The organism is Leisingera sp. ANG-Vp, assembly GCF_000813725.1.
Taxonomy (GTDB): Bacteria; Pseudomonadota; Alphaproteobacteria; order Rhodobacterales; family Rhodobacteraceae; genus Leisingera.
The window spans coordinates 1-15,196 of record NZ_JWLD01000101.1; the positions used below are offsets into that span (position 1 = coordinate 1).

General features: G+C 64.5%; 12 protein-coding genes. 3 read left to right on the forward strand and 9 right to left on the reverse strand.

Going from position 1 to position 15,196, the window contains the following annotated elements:
• Positions 1 to 157 precede the first annotated feature (157 nt).
• Positions 158 to 298: a hypothetical protein gene (locus tag RA20_RS25930; protein WP_193748906.1), complete on the forward strand. Its 141-nt coding sequence runs from the start codon at positions 158 to 160 to the stop codon at positions 296 to 298.
• Positions 299 to 825: 527 nt separating this feature from the next.
• On the opposite strand, the gene RA20_RS23295 is transcribed toward RA20_RS25930, so the two are convergent.
• The 5 genes from RA20_RS23295 to RA20_RS23315 form a co-directional block, all read right to left on the reverse strand.
• On the reverse strand, positions 826 to 2,031 hold the full coding sequence (locus tag RA20_RS23295; protein WP_152618590.1) for a DUF1501 domain-containing protein: 1,206 nt from the start codon (positions 2,029 to 2,031) through the stop codon (positions 826 to 828).
• Positions 2,032 to 2,045: 14 nt separating this feature from the next.
• The gene (locus RA20_RS23300; RefSeq protein WP_039134813.1) at positions 2,046 to 3,431 is read right to left on the reverse strand and encodes a DUF1800 domain-containing protein; all 1,386 of its coding nucleotides are present in this window, start codon (positions 3,429 to 3,431) and stop codon (positions 2,046 to 2,048) included.
• Positions 3,432 to 3,627: 196 nt separating this feature from the next.
• A complete protein-coding gene (gene aspS / locus RA20_RS23305) occupies positions 3,628 to 5,412 on the reverse strand; it encodes an aspartate--tRNA ligase (protein ID WP_039134816.1) in 1,785 nt (594 codons plus the stop codon).
• A gap of 372 nt (positions 5,413 to 5,784) precedes the next feature.
• Entirely contained in the window at positions 5,785 to 6,438 is a 654-nt protein-coding gene (locus RA20_RS23310; RefSeq protein WP_039134819.1) for an aminotransferase class IV family protein, read from the reverse strand.
• Complete coding sequence (locus RA20_RS23315) at positions 6,381 to 7,559, reverse strand: aminodeoxychorismate synthase component I (RefSeq protein ID WP_039134840.1); 1,179 nt, start codon at positions 7,557 to 7,559, stop codon at positions 6,381 to 6,383. Before RA20_RS23315 ends, RA20_RS23310 begins: the two co-directional genes overlap by 58 nt.
• 200 nt (positions 7,560 to 7,759) lie before the next feature.
• Here RA20_RS23315 and carB point away from each other — a divergent pair, with 200 nt between their 5' ends.
• The gene (gene carB / locus RA20_RS23320; protein WP_039134822.1) at positions 7,760 to 11,116 is read left to right on the forward strand and encodes a carbamoyl-phosphate synthase large subunit; all 3,357 of its coding nucleotides are present in this window, start codon (positions 7,760 to 7,762) and stop codon (positions 11,114 to 11,116) included.
• 160 nt (positions 11,117 to 11,276) lie between these two features.
• Here carB and RA20_RS23325 read toward each other — a convergent pair whose 3' ends face one another.
• The 3 genes from RA20_RS23325 to RA20_RS23335 all read right to left on the reverse strand — a co-directional run bounded on the left by RA20_RS23325 (position 11,277) and on the right by RA20_RS23335 (position 13,784).
• Positions 11,277 to 11,984, reverse strand: a complete 708-nt coding sequence (locus RA20_RS23325) for a trypsin-like serine peptidase (RefSeq protein ID WP_082018106.1) — start codon at positions 11,982 to 11,984, stop codon at positions 11,277 to 11,279.
• 614 nt (positions 11,985 to 12,598) lie between these two features.
• Positions 12,599 to 13,327, reverse strand: a complete 729-nt coding sequence (gene arsH / locus RA20_RS23330; RefSeq protein WP_039134828.1) for an arsenical resistance protein ArsH — start codon at positions 13,325 to 13,327, stop codon at positions 12,599 to 12,601.
• The gene (locus RA20_RS23335; protein ID WP_039134831.1) at positions 13,320 to 13,784 is read right to left on the reverse strand and encodes a hypothetical protein; all 465 of its coding nucleotides are present in this window, start codon (positions 13,782 to 13,784) and stop codon (positions 13,320 to 13,322) included. The genes arsH and RA20_RS23335 overlap by 8 nt, the downstream gene beginning before the upstream one ends.
• Before the next feature lie 409 nt (positions 13,785 to 14,193).
• Here RA20_RS23335 and RA20_RS23340 point away from each other — a divergent pair, with 409 nt between their 5' ends.
• Positions 14,194 to 14,799, forward strand: a complete 606-nt coding sequence (locus RA20_RS23340; RefSeq protein ID WP_039134834.1) for a thymidine kinase — start codon at positions 14,194 to 14,196, stop codon at positions 14,797 to 14,799.
• Between the two features lie 180 nt (positions 14,800 to 14,979).
• Here RA20_RS23340 and RA20_RS23345 read toward each other — a convergent pair.
• Positions 14,980 to 15,196 (reverse strand): NAD(P)-dependent oxidoreductase (locus tag RA20_RS23345; protein WP_039134838.1); only part of this gene is annotated, 217 nt, incomplete at its 5' end.

Here is a 15,196-nt window from a genome sequence, read left to right on the forward strand (position 1 = left end):
CTCGGCGGTGTTGCCCGCAGTGCAGGCGACGGTCCCCTGGCAGAGGCGGCAGACCGCCTGGCCCGCGCCCGGCGCAAGGGCAAACCGCTGAGCCAGGACACCGCTACCCTTGCCGGCCTGGTCCAGGAGCGGCTGGAACGCCGCGCGGCAATCTGACATGGTGGAAGCCTTTCTCATCGCCCTGGCCACCCTCGCCATCGTGCTCTACGGCCAGACCCGCCTTGAAGCCCGCGAAATCCGCCGGAACCGGCGGCAAGCCAAAAGCCACCCGCTGGTCATTCATCCGTCTCAGCGCTAGACCTTAGCCGGCGGCCCCGAGGTCTCGTTTAAGGGGCCCACCAGCTGCTGCTCTCCAGACCTGCGCTTATTAAAAAACTGGAAGTCCCCCGTTTACAGGTTCACGAACGGGCGAAGCGCCTTTCAAAATGCCGGCCGCTTTGATGGTTCATACCCGGCTTCCGGCGTTGCAGACGCAGGGCACGGCACCCGTTCTGCAGTAAAATAGCCCAGCAGCCACAGCCCTTAGCACACCTGCCCCCCTCTCCTTGCCGCCAGACGCAGCCTGCAACAGCATCCGGGCGTCTTCCCCTTTTGCCTGCGATCCCTTCCCGCGCCCGCAGCCGCAGGGCTTGCGCCCAAGCGCCTTGGCGGCCTTGGGCCCGGCACCGCCTTCCAGGCGGTGCCGGGCCCAACGGAAGGAAGCCTGTTTGCAAAACAGTCTGACGACGGGCGGGAGCCATTCGCCTGGACAGCCTGCGTCGAAAAACACACGGCGCTGCAGCCTCCTCTGCCTCTGCCCGCTGGAGGCAATCAGACGGCAGCGGCTTACAACAGCAACCCAGGATCCTCTGCCATCTCCAGCCCGGGAAACACTCTGGTCTCCAGGCCGCTTTTTCCGGCTTGCATCAGACCGTGCAGCAGCCAGGCCAAGTGGCTCCGCACATCCCCTGTCGGCATCAGGTCGCGCCGCGCGTAGAGATCCGCCTCAGCCAGCCCCGGCCAGCGCCCGAACACCCGGCCGCCGCGCACCGCGCCACCCGCCAGCAGCATCGCACCGCCGGTGCCATGGTCGGTGCCCCCCGTGCCGTTTTCCCGCACGGTCCGGCCGAACTCGGTCACCGCGACAACCGCTGTCTTGCCCCAGATTTCCGGCCCCAGGCCGCTGTGCAACTTCAAAACACTTTCCGAGAGGCGTCCCAAAGCGGCCTTCAGCCCCCGCGCCTGGCCGGAATGGGTGTCCCAGCCGTTGATGGAAAAAGCCGCGATCCTTGTGTCGCCGCGCAGTTGCCTGGCCGCATATTCCGCAATCTCCGCATGCGCCCCGCCCGCCGGAGCCCGCCGCATTGCGCCTGTGTCCGCATCATCGCTGCCGAACCCCTGGGACATGTCCTGGCGGGTCAGTTCCAGCGCCTCGTCCAGTGCCCGGTGGAACAGAGGATCCTCCTCCATCAGGAGGCCTGCCAGCCGCTCTGCCTGCGGGCTCATTGCCAGCCCCGCGCCCGGCGCCCATTGCGTGACTGGCGCCGCGCCGTCCATCAGCAGCATTCGCTCCCGGCCGATGGCAAAGGCAGTGCGCGCCTCTGTCCCGGGCATCTGCTGCAGAACCCGGTTCAGCCAGCCGCCTTCTGCTTCCCCCAGCCCTGCGGTTCCGGCTTCCAGCAAATCCTGGCCGTCGAAGTGGCTGCGCCGGTCACGGTAGGGCGTGGACACGGCTTGCACAAACGCCAGTTCGCCCTTGCGCCAGAGCGGCAGCAGCGGCGCCAGCGCCGGGTGCATGGCATAGAAGCCGTCCAGATCCGCCGCTCCGGCCTCCGGCCCGCCAGAGAGGCCAGGCCGCAGCCCGGCAAACTCCGGATCGCCATAGGGCTGCACCGCATCCAGCGCATCCATGCCGCCGCGCAGGATGATCACCACCAGCCTGCTGTCCCAGGGCGCCGCGGCAAAAGTGACCGGCGTGATCAGCGGGCTGGCCGCCAGCGAACAGCCCAGCGCGGCGGAGCGGGTCAGAAGAGAACGGCGGGTCAAAGGCATGGGAACTCCTCCAGTCAGCGGCGCTGAAATGCGGGCGAGGCCAATACCAGGCCGATCCCCTCGGCTCCGGTTTCGGCTGCGCTTGCGGCAAACTGCACCCGTTCATTGGCAAACCCGCCCAAGGCCGTGCGGGCAAAATCACGCGGATCCGGCAACGCCTTCTGCAGCCGCTGCGGTACGGCCATCGCCCACTGCAGCCGCGCAGCCAGTGCTTGCGGGGTGATCCAAGCTTCGTCTTCCTCAGCCCAGCCGTCCGGTCCGCCGGAAAACTCCCAGCGCTGCCCCATCTGTGCCAGCGGCCGCAGCAGCAGGCGCCGGATCTGCCCCGGCCTCAGCGCGGCCATGCGCGCGTCCGGCAGGTTCAGCGCCCTGCAAGCAGACGCTACATAATCAAACGGCGGCTTCACATTGCCCAAGGCCGGCTGCCAGGCCTCAGGGTGCTCCAGCAGCGCCGTGTAGACCGGCATCAGCGCACCGCCGGTTTCCTCAAACCGGGCGGCCAGATGCGCAACCAGCGCCGGCGCAGGCGTATCGGAGACAAAATGCACGGCCAGTTTCCAGGCGATATGCCGGGCAGTGGCCGGGTGGCGGGCCAGATCCCGCAGTGCCGCAAGAACCTGCTTCAGCGAGGGTTTGCCGCCGCCATATGTTTCGCCCAGCACGGTTTCCGAACCGGGTTCCGCCATCCCGCGCCGGTACACGAACCCCTGCTCGCCCGAGCTAGTTAAACCGGTGAACAGCTCCGCCAGCTGCCGCACATCCGTCTGGCTGTATGGCCCGTCCACCCCCAGCGTATGCAGCTCCAGAACCTCCCGCGCCAGGTTTTCGTTCAGCCCCCTCAGCCGCTTGCGCCGCTGCGCGGCCCGGCTGTCCGGCCCTGCGGAGCGGTTCTGGTCCAGATAGTGAAGCATCAGCGGACTGGTGACGGCAGCGATCAGCATGTCCTCGAACCGGCCCGCCAGATGCGGCCGGATCACGGTTTCCGCGTAGGGTCCCGCTAGCGCCCGCATCGGACCGGACTTGCCCTGGGCAGTAAAGTGATCGGCCCAGAACAGCGCCAGCCGCTCGCGGAACCCATCCTTGGTCAGGACATGGCGCTGCAGCCTCTGCCGGTGCCAGCCCAGCCAGGTCTCGTTCCGCTGGCGGCGGTAGCTTTTGAAAGCGTCATCTGCTGCCTTGTAACCCGGAAGGCCTCTCTGCTTTCTGCGGGCACGGGCCAGCTGCCGGAATTCACGGGCCGCTTCAAATGCATCATCAAAGCTGCTGACCGGAAACCGCTCTGCCATGAGATCGCGTCCCTGCAAGCGGCTGAGCATCTGTTCGGCCGAATCCGGCGGCTGCAGCCGCGGCGACAGCCCAGCACCGAACCGGATCTCTGCCAAGTCTGAGTCAAACCGCATTGCCCCGGCCTCCCTCGACGCCCCGTCTGCCGCAACACTACTTCATTGCCTGCAGGGCGAAAGCTGAATTTCAGGTTATACGCAGGAGATTGCCGGTTCCGCCGCAGGCAGCTGCCGCCGCAAGCGCTGCTACATGTTGCCCGGAACGAAAACGGCCCGGAACACGTCCGGGCCGGTCTGCATTCTTGTCTGCCGCTTACTGATCCTGCGGGATCACGCGCAGACCCAGTTCCATCAGCTGCTCGCTGAGCGGCTCGGAAGGAGCGGACATCATCAGATCTTCGGCGCGCTGGTTCATCGGGAACATGATGACTTCACGGATGTTGGCCTCGTCGGCCAGCAGCATCACCATGCGGTCAATGCCGGCCGCGCAGCCGCCATGCGGCGGGGCGCCGTACTGGAACGCGTTGACCATACCGCCGAACCGCTTCTCGACCTCTTCCTTGCCGTAGCCGGCAATTTCGAAGGCTTTGAACATAATCTCCGGCTTGTGGTTCCGGATCGCACCGGAGACCAGCTCGTAGCCGTTGCAGGCCAGGTCGTACTGGAAGCCCTTCACGGCCAGCGGGTCGCTGAGCAGCGCGTCCATGCCACCTTGGGGCATCGAGAACGGGTTGTGCTCGAAATCGATCTTGCCGGTTTCCTCGTCCTTCTCATAGATCGGGAAGTCGACGATCCAGGCAAAGGCAAAGCGGTCCTTGTCGATGAGGCCCAGCTCTTCACCAATGACGGTGCGGGCTTTGCCTGCGACGCCTTCAAACGCCTTCGGCTTGCCGCCCAGGAAGAAGGCCGCGTCGCCGACACCCAGGCCCAGCTGCTGGCGGATGGCCTCGGTGCGCTCGGGGCCGATGTTCTTGGCCAGCGGGCCTGCAGCCTCGATGCCTTCGCCCTGGTCGCGCCAGAAGATATAGCCCATGCCCGGCAGGCCTTCGCCCTGGGCAAATTTGTTCATCCGGTCGCAGAACTTGCGGGAGCCGCCGGTGGGTGCCGGGATCGCACGGATTTCGGTGCCTTCGTTTTCCAGCAAGTTTGCAAAGATTGCAAAGCCGGAGCCGCGGAAATGCTCGGAGCAGTCCTGCATCTTGATCGGGTTCCGGAGGTCCGGCTTGTCGGTGCCGTACCATTTGGCGGCATCCTTGTAGGAGATCTGCGGCCAGTCGGCGGCAGCATCCACCTTGCGGCCCTGCCCGAATTCCTCGAACACGCCAGCCATCACTGGGGCGATGGTGTCAAAGACGTCCTGCTGGGTGACAAAGGACATTTCCATGTCGAGCTGGTAGAAGTCTGCGGGCGAGCGGTCTGCGCGCGGGTCTTCGTCGCGGAAGCAGGGCGCGATCTGGAAGTATTTGTCAAAGCCCGACACCATCATCAGCTGCTTGAACTGCTGCGGCGCCTGCGGCAGTGCGTAGAACTTGCCCGGATGCAGGCGGCTCGGCACCAGGAAGTCGCGCGCGCCCTCGGGGGAGGAGGCGGTGATGATCGGGGTCTGGTATTCGTTGAAGCCAATGTCCCACATGCGCTTGCGGATCGACTGGATCATGTTGGCGCGCAGCACCATGTTCTTCTGCATCTTCTCGCGGCGCAGGTCCAGGTACCGGTAGCGCAGGCGGGTTTCCTCCGGGTATTCCTGCTCGCCGAAGACCATCAGCGGCAGTTCCTCGGATTTGCCCAGCACTTCGATGTCGCGGATGAAGACTTCAACCTCGCCGGTCGGGATCTTGGGGTTCACCAGGCTCTCGTCGCGCGCCAGCACATTGCCGTCGATGCGGATGCACCATTCGCTGCGGACCTTTTCGATCTCGGCAAAGACCGGGCTGTCGGGATCTGCCATCACCTGGGTCACGCCGTAGTGGTCGCGCAGGTCGATGAACAAGAGGCCGCCGTGGTCGCGGACGCGGTGGACCCAGCCCGACAGGCGGACGGTTTCCCCAACGTTGGATTTGTTCAGTTCGGCGCAGGTATGGCTGCGGTAGGCGTGCATGGCGTGACCTTTCATTGTTCCGGGCGCTTGCCCGGGCGGGCCGTCATTCGGGAGATGCGCCTGACCGGCGCTCAAATTCGTCCGGGGTGGTACACAAGGTTGCGGCTCTGTTGTCAAGCAAACCGGGCGATTTCGGCGGCATCTGGCAGCAGTTTCTGCCCGATCCGCACAACAGCGGGCGCCTCCCGCCCCTTCCGCGCCCCGCCGCTGGCGCGGAGGACCGGTAAGCGTTGGGCGTGGCACCCGGCCTAACGGCCGGGCGCGGGTGGTATTATGCGGCAGCCGCAGCGCGCCGCAGGCGCGCTGCCGGGCCCAAGGGCAAAGGCGGCTTGGCGCAGCCAAGCGGTTTTTGCGCGCGGGAGCCCGCCGCCCTCAAATCAGTGTGACGGAGATCAGCCCGCGCAGGGAATTTCCCATGTAGATAGCCTGCGCGCTGTGAAGATCTGGAAGCGTCAGAACCTGTTCCCGGCACTGGCCGCTCTCCAGCATCTCCTGGCGCAAAACCCCCGGCAGCAGGCCCGAGCCAAGCGGCGGCGTCAGCATCTGCCCGTCAGCGCGGGTCACAAAGAGATTGGTGATCGTGCCTTCGCACAGCTCGCCGCGCTCATTGAGAAACAGCAGCTCATCCGTGCCATCCGGCAATGCCGCCCGTGCCTGATCATACAGCTCACGCCGGGTGGTCTTGTGCTGCAGCCAGATATCTCCGGCAGCCAGGCGGGGTTTGGCGATGCCCAATCTCCACTCCGCCGGAGCGCCTCCCAACGGCGCCGCAGTCAGTTCCAGCTGTCCGCCAGCATCCAGCGTCAGCCGGCAGCGCAAGGCGGTTTCGCCCGCAACTTCGGCCAGCATGCTCTGTGCACGCTGTGCATTGAAGGGAATGCCAAACTCCGCCGCACTGCGCCCCATCCGGGCCAGATGCGGCTGCAGACGCCGGAATCCCTCGCCCGGGTGCCAGCCCAGCGTCTCGATCAGGCGGAAAGCGGGATCGTTCTGGAGGGCGTCACGCGGGCAAAGCGGGCTTTCCATAGGGCTTCCTCATATTCCGACTCGGCGGTGCTGTCCCAGACCACGCCGCCGCCGACATTCAGCGTCGCGCGGCCGTCTTCCAGCATCAGCGTGCGGATCGCCACGTTAAACTCGGACGCGCCGTCCGGCGCCGCCCAGCCGATGGTGCCGCAATAGATATCGCGCACCCAGGGTTCGAGTTCCGCCAGGATCTCCATCGACCGGATTTTGGGCGCGCCAGTGATGGATCCGCAGGGAAACAGTGCGGCAAAGATCTCTGCCAGCCCGGCATCAGGTCGCAACTTGGCGCGCACCAGCGAGACCATCTGATGCACCGTCGCGTAACTTTCCACCGCAAACAGCTCCGGCACATGCACCGAGCCGGTCTGCGCCACACGGCTGATGTCATTGCGCAAGAGGTCGACGATCATCAGGTTCTCGGCGCGGTTCTTCTCGTCCTGACGAAGGAAGTCGCGGCGGCGGGCATCCTCGACCGGATCATCGCTGCGCGGCTGGGTGCCTTTCATCGGGCGGGTCTCAATGACGCCCTCCGCATTGGTGCGAAAGAACAGTTCCGGTGAGCGTGACAGCAGGTCCGGCAGACCGTCCTGTTCCACCAGCACACCATGGCCGACGGCCTGCTTGGCCTGCAAAGCCGCGTAAAGCTCTTCGGTTGTGCCGTAGGCCTGCGCATCGATCGGGAAGGTCAGGTTGGCCTGATAGATATCGCCCTTGCCGATGTTGCCGTTCACCTCGGCGAAGGCCTCGGCGTAACGCTCATAGCTCCAGCGGGGTGCAATGCCATCCAAACCGGCACAGCCCGGCTGCAGGCCGGGCAGCGCCCGACCCTCCCAGGGCCGGGCCCTGCCCTCTGCGTTCTGCGGCAGCGGTTCCTTATAGACCCCAAAACAGATCAGCGGCAGCCGCCGCTCCTTTGGCATCCGCGCAGCCAGTTTCGGCTCCAGCGCATAACCCAGCTCGTAAGAGGCATAGCCCGCCAGCCAATGCCCCGCGTCCCGCGCCGCATCCAAAGCGGCCAGCGAGGCAGGCACCTCTTCCGGCCCGTCCGCGCGGATCATGCGCAGCGGCTGGTCGAAACATGTGCCGGCCCCCATGGGCCCCTGATCAAAGCGAATCCGCACCGGATTTGACTCCATGAGCTGTTGGGCTCCACATATATCCGTTCGCTATGCGAACAAAAGGGGTGGATGCGGCATTTTCATTTCCGTTTCCGATCCCCCTTGAACCTTTCTGCGCGGCCCCTATAACGCAGGACAATTTGGGCGCACGCCAGCGCCCCTGATTCAAAGCCTGCCCGCGCGAAAACCGAAGGAAGCCTGCCATGCCCAAAAGAACCGACATCCAGTCGATCATGATCATCGGAGCGGGGCCCATCGTCATCGGGCAGGCCTGCGAATTCGACTACTCCGGCGCCCAGGCCTGCAAGGCCCTGCGCGAAGAGGGCTACCGGGTCATCCTGGTGAACTCCAACCCGGCCACCATCATGACCGACCCGGGCCTGGCCGACGCCACCTACATCGAGCCGATCACCCCGGAAGTCGTCGCCAAGATCATCGAGAAAGAACGCCCCGACGCGCTGCTGCCGACCATGGGTGGGCAGACCGGCCTCAACACCTCGCTGGCGCTGGAAGAGATGGGCGTGCTGGACAAATTCGGCGTTGAGATGATCGGCGCCAAGCGCGACGCCATCGAAATGGCTGAAGACCGCAAGCTCTTCCGCGAAGCGATGGACCGCCTGGGCATCGAAAACCCCAAGGCCACCATCGTCACCGCGCCGAAGAAAGACGACGGCAACGCCGATCTGGACGAAGGCGTCCGCATCGCGCTGGACGCGCTGGACGACATCGGCCTGCCTGCGATCATCCGCCCCGCCTTCACCCTGGGCGGCACCGGCGGCGGCGTGGCCTATAACCGTGACGATTACATCCATTTCTGCCGCTCGGGCATGGATGCATCGCCGGTGAACCAGATCCTGGTCGATGAATCGCTGCTGGGCTGGAAAGAATACGAGATGGAAGTGGTGCGCGACACCGCCGACAACGCCATTATCGTCTGCTCCATCGAAAACGTCGACCCGATGGGCGTGCACACCGGCGACTCGATCACCGTGGCCCCGGCGCTGACGCTGACCGACAAAGAATACCAGATCATGCGCACCCACTCGATCAACGTGCTGCGCGAGATCGGCGTGGAAACCGGCGGCTCCAACGTGCAGTGGGCGGTGAACCCCGCCGACGGCCGCATGGTGGTGATCGAGATGAACCCGCGGGTGTCTCGCTCCTCGGCGCTGGCGTCCAAGGCGACCGGCTTCCCGATCGCCAAGATCGCCGCGAAACTGGCGGTGGGCTACACCCTGGACGAGCTGGACAACGATATCACCAAGGTGACCCCGGCCTCGTTTGAGCCGACCATCGACTATGTTGTCACCAAGATCCCGAAATTCGCCTTCGAAAAATTCCCGGGCTCCGAGCCGTACCTCACCACCGCGATGAAGTCGGTAGGCGAGGCGATGGCCATCGGCCGCACCATCCATGAATCGCTGCAAAAGGCACTGGCGTCGATGGAATCCGGCTTGACCGGCTTTGACGAAGTGGAGATCGAAGGCGTCAACGCAGGCACCTGGGAGCCCGCAGGCGACAAGGCCGCGGTGATCAAGGCGATCGGCCAGCAGACCCCGGACCGGATGCGCACCATCGCCCAGGCGATGCGCCACGGCCTCAGCGACGATGAAATCCAGGCCGTCACCAAATTCGACCCCTGGTTCCTGTCCCGCATCCGCGAGATCGTCGAAGCCGAAGCGGGCGTGCGTGAAAACGGCCTGCCTGGCGACGAGAAGGGCCTGCGCGCCCTCAAGATGCTGGGCTTCACCGATGCCCGCCTAGCCAAGCTGACGGGCAAGAAAGAAGCTGAGGTCCGCAAGGCCCGCCGGGTGCTGGGCGTCAACGCCGTGTTCAAGCGGATCGACACCTGCGCCGCTGAATTCGAAGCGCAAACCCCCTACATGTACTCCACCTATGAAACGCCGGCCTTCGGCGACGTGGAATGCGAGGCGCGCCCCTCGGACAAGAAGAAAGTCGTCATCCTCGGCGGCGGCCCCAACCGGATCGGCCAGGGCATCGAGTTCGACTACTGCTGCTGCCACGCCTGCTTTGCGCTGACCGACGCGGGCTTTGAGACCATCATGATCAACTGCAACCCCGAGACCGTGTCGACCGACTATGACACCTCGGACCGGCTGTATTTCGAACCGCTGACGTTTGAACATGTGATGGAGATCCTGCGCACCGAGCAGGACAACGGCACCCTGCACGGCGTCATCGTGCAGTTCGGCGGCCAGACCCCGCTGAAACTGGCCAACGCGCTGGAGGCCGAGGGCATCCCGATCCTGGGCACCTCTCCCGACGCCATCGACCTGGCCGAAGACCGCGAGCGTTTCCAGGCGCTGGTCAACCAGCTGGGCCTGAAGCAGCCGAAGAACGGCATCGCCTCCACCGACGAGCAAGCGCTGGAAATCGCAGGTGAAATCGGCTTCCCGCTGGTGATCCGCCCGTCTTACGTGCTGGGCGGCCGGGCGATGGAAATTGTCCGCGACATGGACCAGCTGAAGCGCTACATCGCCGAAGCCGTTGTCGTTTCCGGGGACAGCCCGGTGCTGCTTGACAGCTACCTGGCCGGCGCGGTTGAGCTGGACGTGGACGCGCTCTGCGACGGCAAGGACGTGCATGTGACCGGCATCATGCAGCACATCGAAGAGGCCGGCGTGCACTCGGGCGACTCTGCCTGCTCGCTGCCGCCCTACTCGCTCGAAAAAGATGTGATCGCGCAGATTAAGGAACAGACCAACGCCCTGGCGCTGGCGCTGAACGTGGTCGGCCTGATGAACGTGCAGTTCGCGATCAAGGACGGCGAGATCTACCTCATCGAGGTGAACCCGCGCGCCTCGCGCACCGTGCCGTTTGTGGCCAAGGCCACCGACTCCGCCATCGCCTCGATCGCCGCCCGCGTGATGGCCGGCGAACCGCTGTCGAACTTCCCGATGCGCGCGCCTTACGAGCCGGACGCAGGCTATGACGTCAACACCCCGATGGCCGACCCGATGACCCTCGCGGACCCGGACATGCCCTGGTTCTCGGTTAAAGAGGCGGTGCTGCCCTTCGCCCGTTTCCCGGGCGTCGACACCATCCTGGGCCCGGAAATGCGCTCCACCGGCGAAGTCATGGGCTGGGACCGCTCCTTTGCCCGCGCCTTCCTGAAAGCGCAGATGGGTGCCGGCATGGTGCTGCCCTCCTCCGGCCGTGCCTTCATCTCGATCAAGGACGCCGACAAGGGCCAGCTGATGCTGGACGCCGCCAAGATCCTGGTAGAGCAAGGCTTTACCCTGGTCGCCACCCGCGGCACCCAGACCTGGCTGGACGGCCAGGGCGTGGCCTGCGAGCTGGTCAACAAGGTCTATGAGGGCCGCCCGCATGTGGTCGACATGCTGAAGGACGGCGACGTCCAGCTGCTGATGAACACCACCGAAGGCGCCCAGGCGGTCGAGGACAGCAAGGAAATGCGCTCGGTCGCGCTCTATGACAAGATCCCCTACTTCACCACCGCCGCCGGCGCCAACGCCGCAGCGCGCGCGATCAAGGCCCAGGCCGAAGGGGACGTCGAGGTGAAGTCGCTGCAAGGCTAAAGCCGGTTCCGCAGCATGAAGGAAACAAGAAAAGCCCCGGGATCTCCCCGGGGCTTTTCCTTTCTGGCGGAGACTTTTGCTGCACTTGAAGCCTGTTCCGGACAGAGTGGAACTGCTCTGCCCGGAACACGTCTCCGGCCCCTGCGAAATTCCGAAGGCCCTACCCCGCCTTGCGCATCAGGTCCTGCAGCGCGTGGTTCACGCCTGTGGCAATCGACACCTTTTTGCCGCCCATCCGGGCCTTGGCCGAAATCACCGATACCAGCCGCGGCGGGCGGCCGGGCTGCAGCTGCAGCACCGGAGAGCCCGAGGCTCCGAAATCCACTAGGCAGGTGGTGACCAGCATGGCCTGCCTGGCGGCCAGCACCTGGCAGGCGTTCTGCCGGTTCAAAGTTGTCGCCTTGTGATAAGAATAAAACAGCACATCAACCTGATCGCCCCGGCCCGGCGCCGCGGCCAAGGTCAAAGGGCGGATCTTTTGAGGGCTGATCGGCCTGTCCAGGCGCAGCACAGCCAGGTCGTAGCCGGTCTGGGCGCGGCCGCTGGTGCGGTGCTCATAGCCTGGATGCTGCACCGCCTTGACGACCTTGCGCGCAGCCTTGGCCCGGCGGCCGTTCAGCCCGGCCTCGAACTTGATCCGGCGCGGGTTCACCTTGCGCCCGTCGTGCGGGCTGTAGAGGCAATGGGCCGCTGTGAGCACCAGATCCGGCGCTATCAGGCTGCCGGTGCACATGCTGCGCCCCGAGATATTCAGCCGCCCGACAGCCTCCCAGCCTGGCACAGATTGCACGCTTGCCGGTCCCGCCGAAGCAGCTCCGGCACCGCATGTGATCAAGGCCGCAGCAGCAATCCCTAGTAATCGTCTCATGACCCACTCCATGTTCCCACATCGCCATGCTGGGTGACTCCTGGGGCCGGAATTGGGCCTGCCGCGGTGCCGCGCGGGCAGAAAGATGGGCAGAATGAGGCAGGATTAACAAAGGGTTAATACTGCACTTCAGCGCAGCATGCGGGTACGCAAATCCCCTTATTTTCTTAACGATCCAAGACGGTTTTCGGAAAAACCCCTTAAAAACACTGGAAAAGCTTAGAGGCTTTGTTAGGAGGCCTGCGCGGGATTATCCCTGTTTCGCCGGGTTTTGCGCAGGCGGCGGTAACTTCGCGTCCCAAATGCGGCACAAATGAGCCTTAACAAACGCCTAACCTGCACAAAACCCGCCGCCCAAATCTTTAACGCGGCCAGGCCTGTTTCCGCCCGGCGAAACTGCAGCGGGGCTTGCCGCAGCGTTCTCTCCGCGGCACAGTTGCCCTGGACAAGAGCAGCAACAAGGAGCGCCCAATGCGCCTTCCCATTATCCTGACAGCCCTGCTGGCACTCGCCGCCTGCGACGTGCCATTGATCCCGCTGATCTGAAACTGAAAAAGCCCCGGCAGCAACGCCGGGGCTTTTCACATCCGAACCGGGCAGGCTGCCCTGCCGGGTTATTTCTGCGACACCCGCTTGTGCACCTCGGCAGCGCTTTCCACCCGTTCGGAATAGCGGTCGGTGAGGTATTCCTTGCGGCCGCGCACCAGCCAGGTGAATTTCACCAGCTCTTCCATCACATCCACCAGGCGGCGGTAGAACGGGCCCTCAGGCAGGCGCGCCCCCTCCGCGAATTCCAGCCAGGCCTTGGGGATCGAGCTTTGGTTCGGGATTGTCACCATCCGCATCCAGCGGCCCAGGATGCGCATCTGGTTGACCGCATTAAAGCTTTGCGAGCCGCCCGACACCTGCATCACCGCCAGGGTCTTGCCTTGGGTGGTGCGGATGCCGCCTTGCAGCGACAATGGCAGCCAGTCAATCTGCAGCTTCATGATACCGGTCATCGCACCGTGGCGCTCCGGGCTGGACCAGACCATGCCTTCGGACCAGACCGCGAGATCGCGCAGCTCCGCCACCTTGGGATGCTCCGCGGCCCCCGCGTCATCGGGCAGCGGCAGGCCGGAGGGATCAAAGATCCGTGTCTCGCAGCCCAAAGCCTGCAGCACCCGCGCCGCCTCTTCGGCGGCTTTGCGCGAATAGCTTACCTCGCGCAGGGAGCCATAGAGCAGCAGAATGCGCGGCGGATGCCGCGGATCGCCGGGCGCCGCCAGCGCGTCAACGTCAACCGGGTGCAGCTGATCCGCCGCCGCCGCGGGCAGATCGCTCACATCAAGGGTCTCAGGCACTCTCTTCTTCCAGATGCAGTTTCATATCGAGAAGAACCTGCTGCAACAGGACCGTCTCGCGCAGCAGACGCTTGGCCTCATTGACGGTGATGATGCCGTCCTCGATTGCCGCCTGATACTCGCTCATCAGCTGGGCAAAGCGCTGGCTCAGCGCAATCACATCCGAATTCACCCCGCCGCTGCGCCCGGTCTCCTCGGCAGAGCCGTTGCCGTTATAAGACAAGGTGATGTTCTTAAGATCCGCCAGCGCCGAGGTCACATGCGGATAGGACGCCGCGCCCTCCAGCTTGGCCACCGCATCCACCGGCATGAACCGGTCCGCGTGCTCGGCATTGTCCGAGTAGTAGCGCCCCAGTGTTGCCTTGGACTTTCCGGTGATCTGGCATGCCGCCTCGATGCCGACATCCTTCACCAGTGCCTCGGTGTGTTTCTTCAGATACGTCCCGATTTCAGCCATATACTTCCTACCTGGCTAGACCGCCGCTCCCTTGGGGGAACGAACTGGTTAATTTCCCATGTTCGAGTTGTAGAGGAATTGCGATACCTTATCCATCCCTCAGGTTTTCAGGGATTTAGCGAGTGACTTGGTGCAATTGGTACCTGTTGTCCAGTGCAAAGCAGGGCTGGTGAGTGAAGCTCTGTTGTTAGGGTAATTGGTCTGCCCGGAACCTGTGCTCTCCGGGGCAACCGGCCACGGCTGTTTTTTCAGGGTTAGTTCCGCCCTTGCCGTGCCAGCCCCGGCGGGCCTTCCTGCAAAGCCTTTGCAGGCTGGCCCGCTGCCTTTGCGGCAGGCAAAGGGCCCTGCCCGCCAGCTTCCTGAACGAATCCGGTTTTCCCCGCCACCTTGGACAGGTAAACCCGCCGCCATGGCCAAGCTTTATTTCAACTACTCCACCATGAACGCGGGCAAGTCGACGGTTCTGCTGCAGGCCTCGCATAACTACCGCGAAAACCATATGGACACCTATCTGCTCACGGCCCGGCTGGATGACCGGGCCGGCACCGGCAGAATCGCCTCCCGGATCGGCATCGGCGAGGAAGCGGACATGTTTGCAGCCGGCGACGATCTTTATGTCCGTATCGAACAGCGCCTGGCCCAAGGAGCGGTGGCCGCCGTCTTTGTCGACGAGGCCCAGTTCCTGGAACCGGACCAGGTCTGGCAGCTGGCCCGGGCGGTGGACGACCTGCGGGTGCCGGTGCTGGCCTACGGGCTGCGGGTGGACTTCCAGGGCAAGCTGTTCCCCGGCTCCGCCACCCTCTTGGCGCTGGCAGACGAGATGCGCGAGGTCCGCACCATCTGCCATTGCGGCAAGAAAGCCACGATGGTGGTGCGCCAGGATGATCAGGGCCGGGTGCTGACAGAAGGCGACCAGGTGCAGATCGGCGGCAATGAAAGCTACGTTTCACTTTGCCGCCGCCACTGGCGCGAAGCGGTAGGAGATACCGGCCAGGCCAAGGCTGCCGCAGAATAGCCCCCGCATCCGGGAAGCTCTTTTAAACGCCGCCGCGCCGCCGGAAACGCTGGTTTGAGTTGCTGCTCCATGCAGCCGCTGCAAAGCAAAACAGCAGCGGTTCTCCCCGCTGCTGCTTCTTTCTGGTTGAAAATACTCCCGGGGGTCCGGGGGCAGAGCCCCCGGCCTGCCAGGGTCAGCTTACACCCGGTTCGGCAGTGCCTCGCCGGCCAGATAGGCCGCAACATTGTCCAGCGCCATATGGCCCATGTTGCTGCGCACCTCCTCCGTGGCCGTGCCCAGATGCGGCAGCAGGGTTGCGTTATCCAGATCGATCAGCGCCTGCGGCACCTTGGGCTCGAACTCATAGACATCCAGGCCTGCGCCGCCGATGCGGTTGTTCTGAAGCGCCTCGATC

Coding starts and splice junctions, on each gene's coding strand:
- RA20_RS23340 (WP_039134834.1), top strand. CDS start 14,194: ATGGCCAAGCTTTATTTCAACTACTCCACCATGAACGCGGGCAAGTCG.
- RA20_RS25930 (WP_193748906.1), top strand. CDS start 158: ATGGTGGAAGCCTTTCTCATCGCCCTGGCCACCCTCGCCATCGTGCTC.
- RA20_RS23335 (WP_039134831.1), bottom strand. CDS start 13,784: ATGGCTGAAATCGGGACGTATCTGAAGAAACACACCGAGGCACTGGTG.
- RA20_RS23325 (WP_082018106.1), bottom strand. CDS start 11,984: ATGAGACGATTACTAGGGATTGCTGCTGCGGCCTTGATCACATGCGGT.
- RA20_RS23295 (WP_152618590.1), bottom strand. CDS start 2,031: ATGCCTTTGACCCGCCGTTCTCTTCTGACCCGCTCCGCCGCGCTGGGC.
- carB (WP_039134822.1), top strand. CDS start 7,760: ATGCCCAAAAGAACCGACATCCAGTCGATCATGATCATCGGAGCGGGG.
- RA20_RS23310 (WP_039134819.1), bottom strand. CDS start 6,438: ATGGAAAGCCCGCTTTGCCCGCGTGACGCCCTCCAGAACGATCCCGCT.
- RA20_RS23300 (WP_039134813.1), bottom strand. CDS start 3,431: ATGCGGTTTGACTCAGACTTGGCAGAGATCCGGTTCGGTGCTGGGCTG.
- aspS (WP_039134816.1), bottom strand. CDS start 5,412: ATGCACGCCTACCGCAGCCATACCTGCGCCGAACTGAACAAATCCAAC.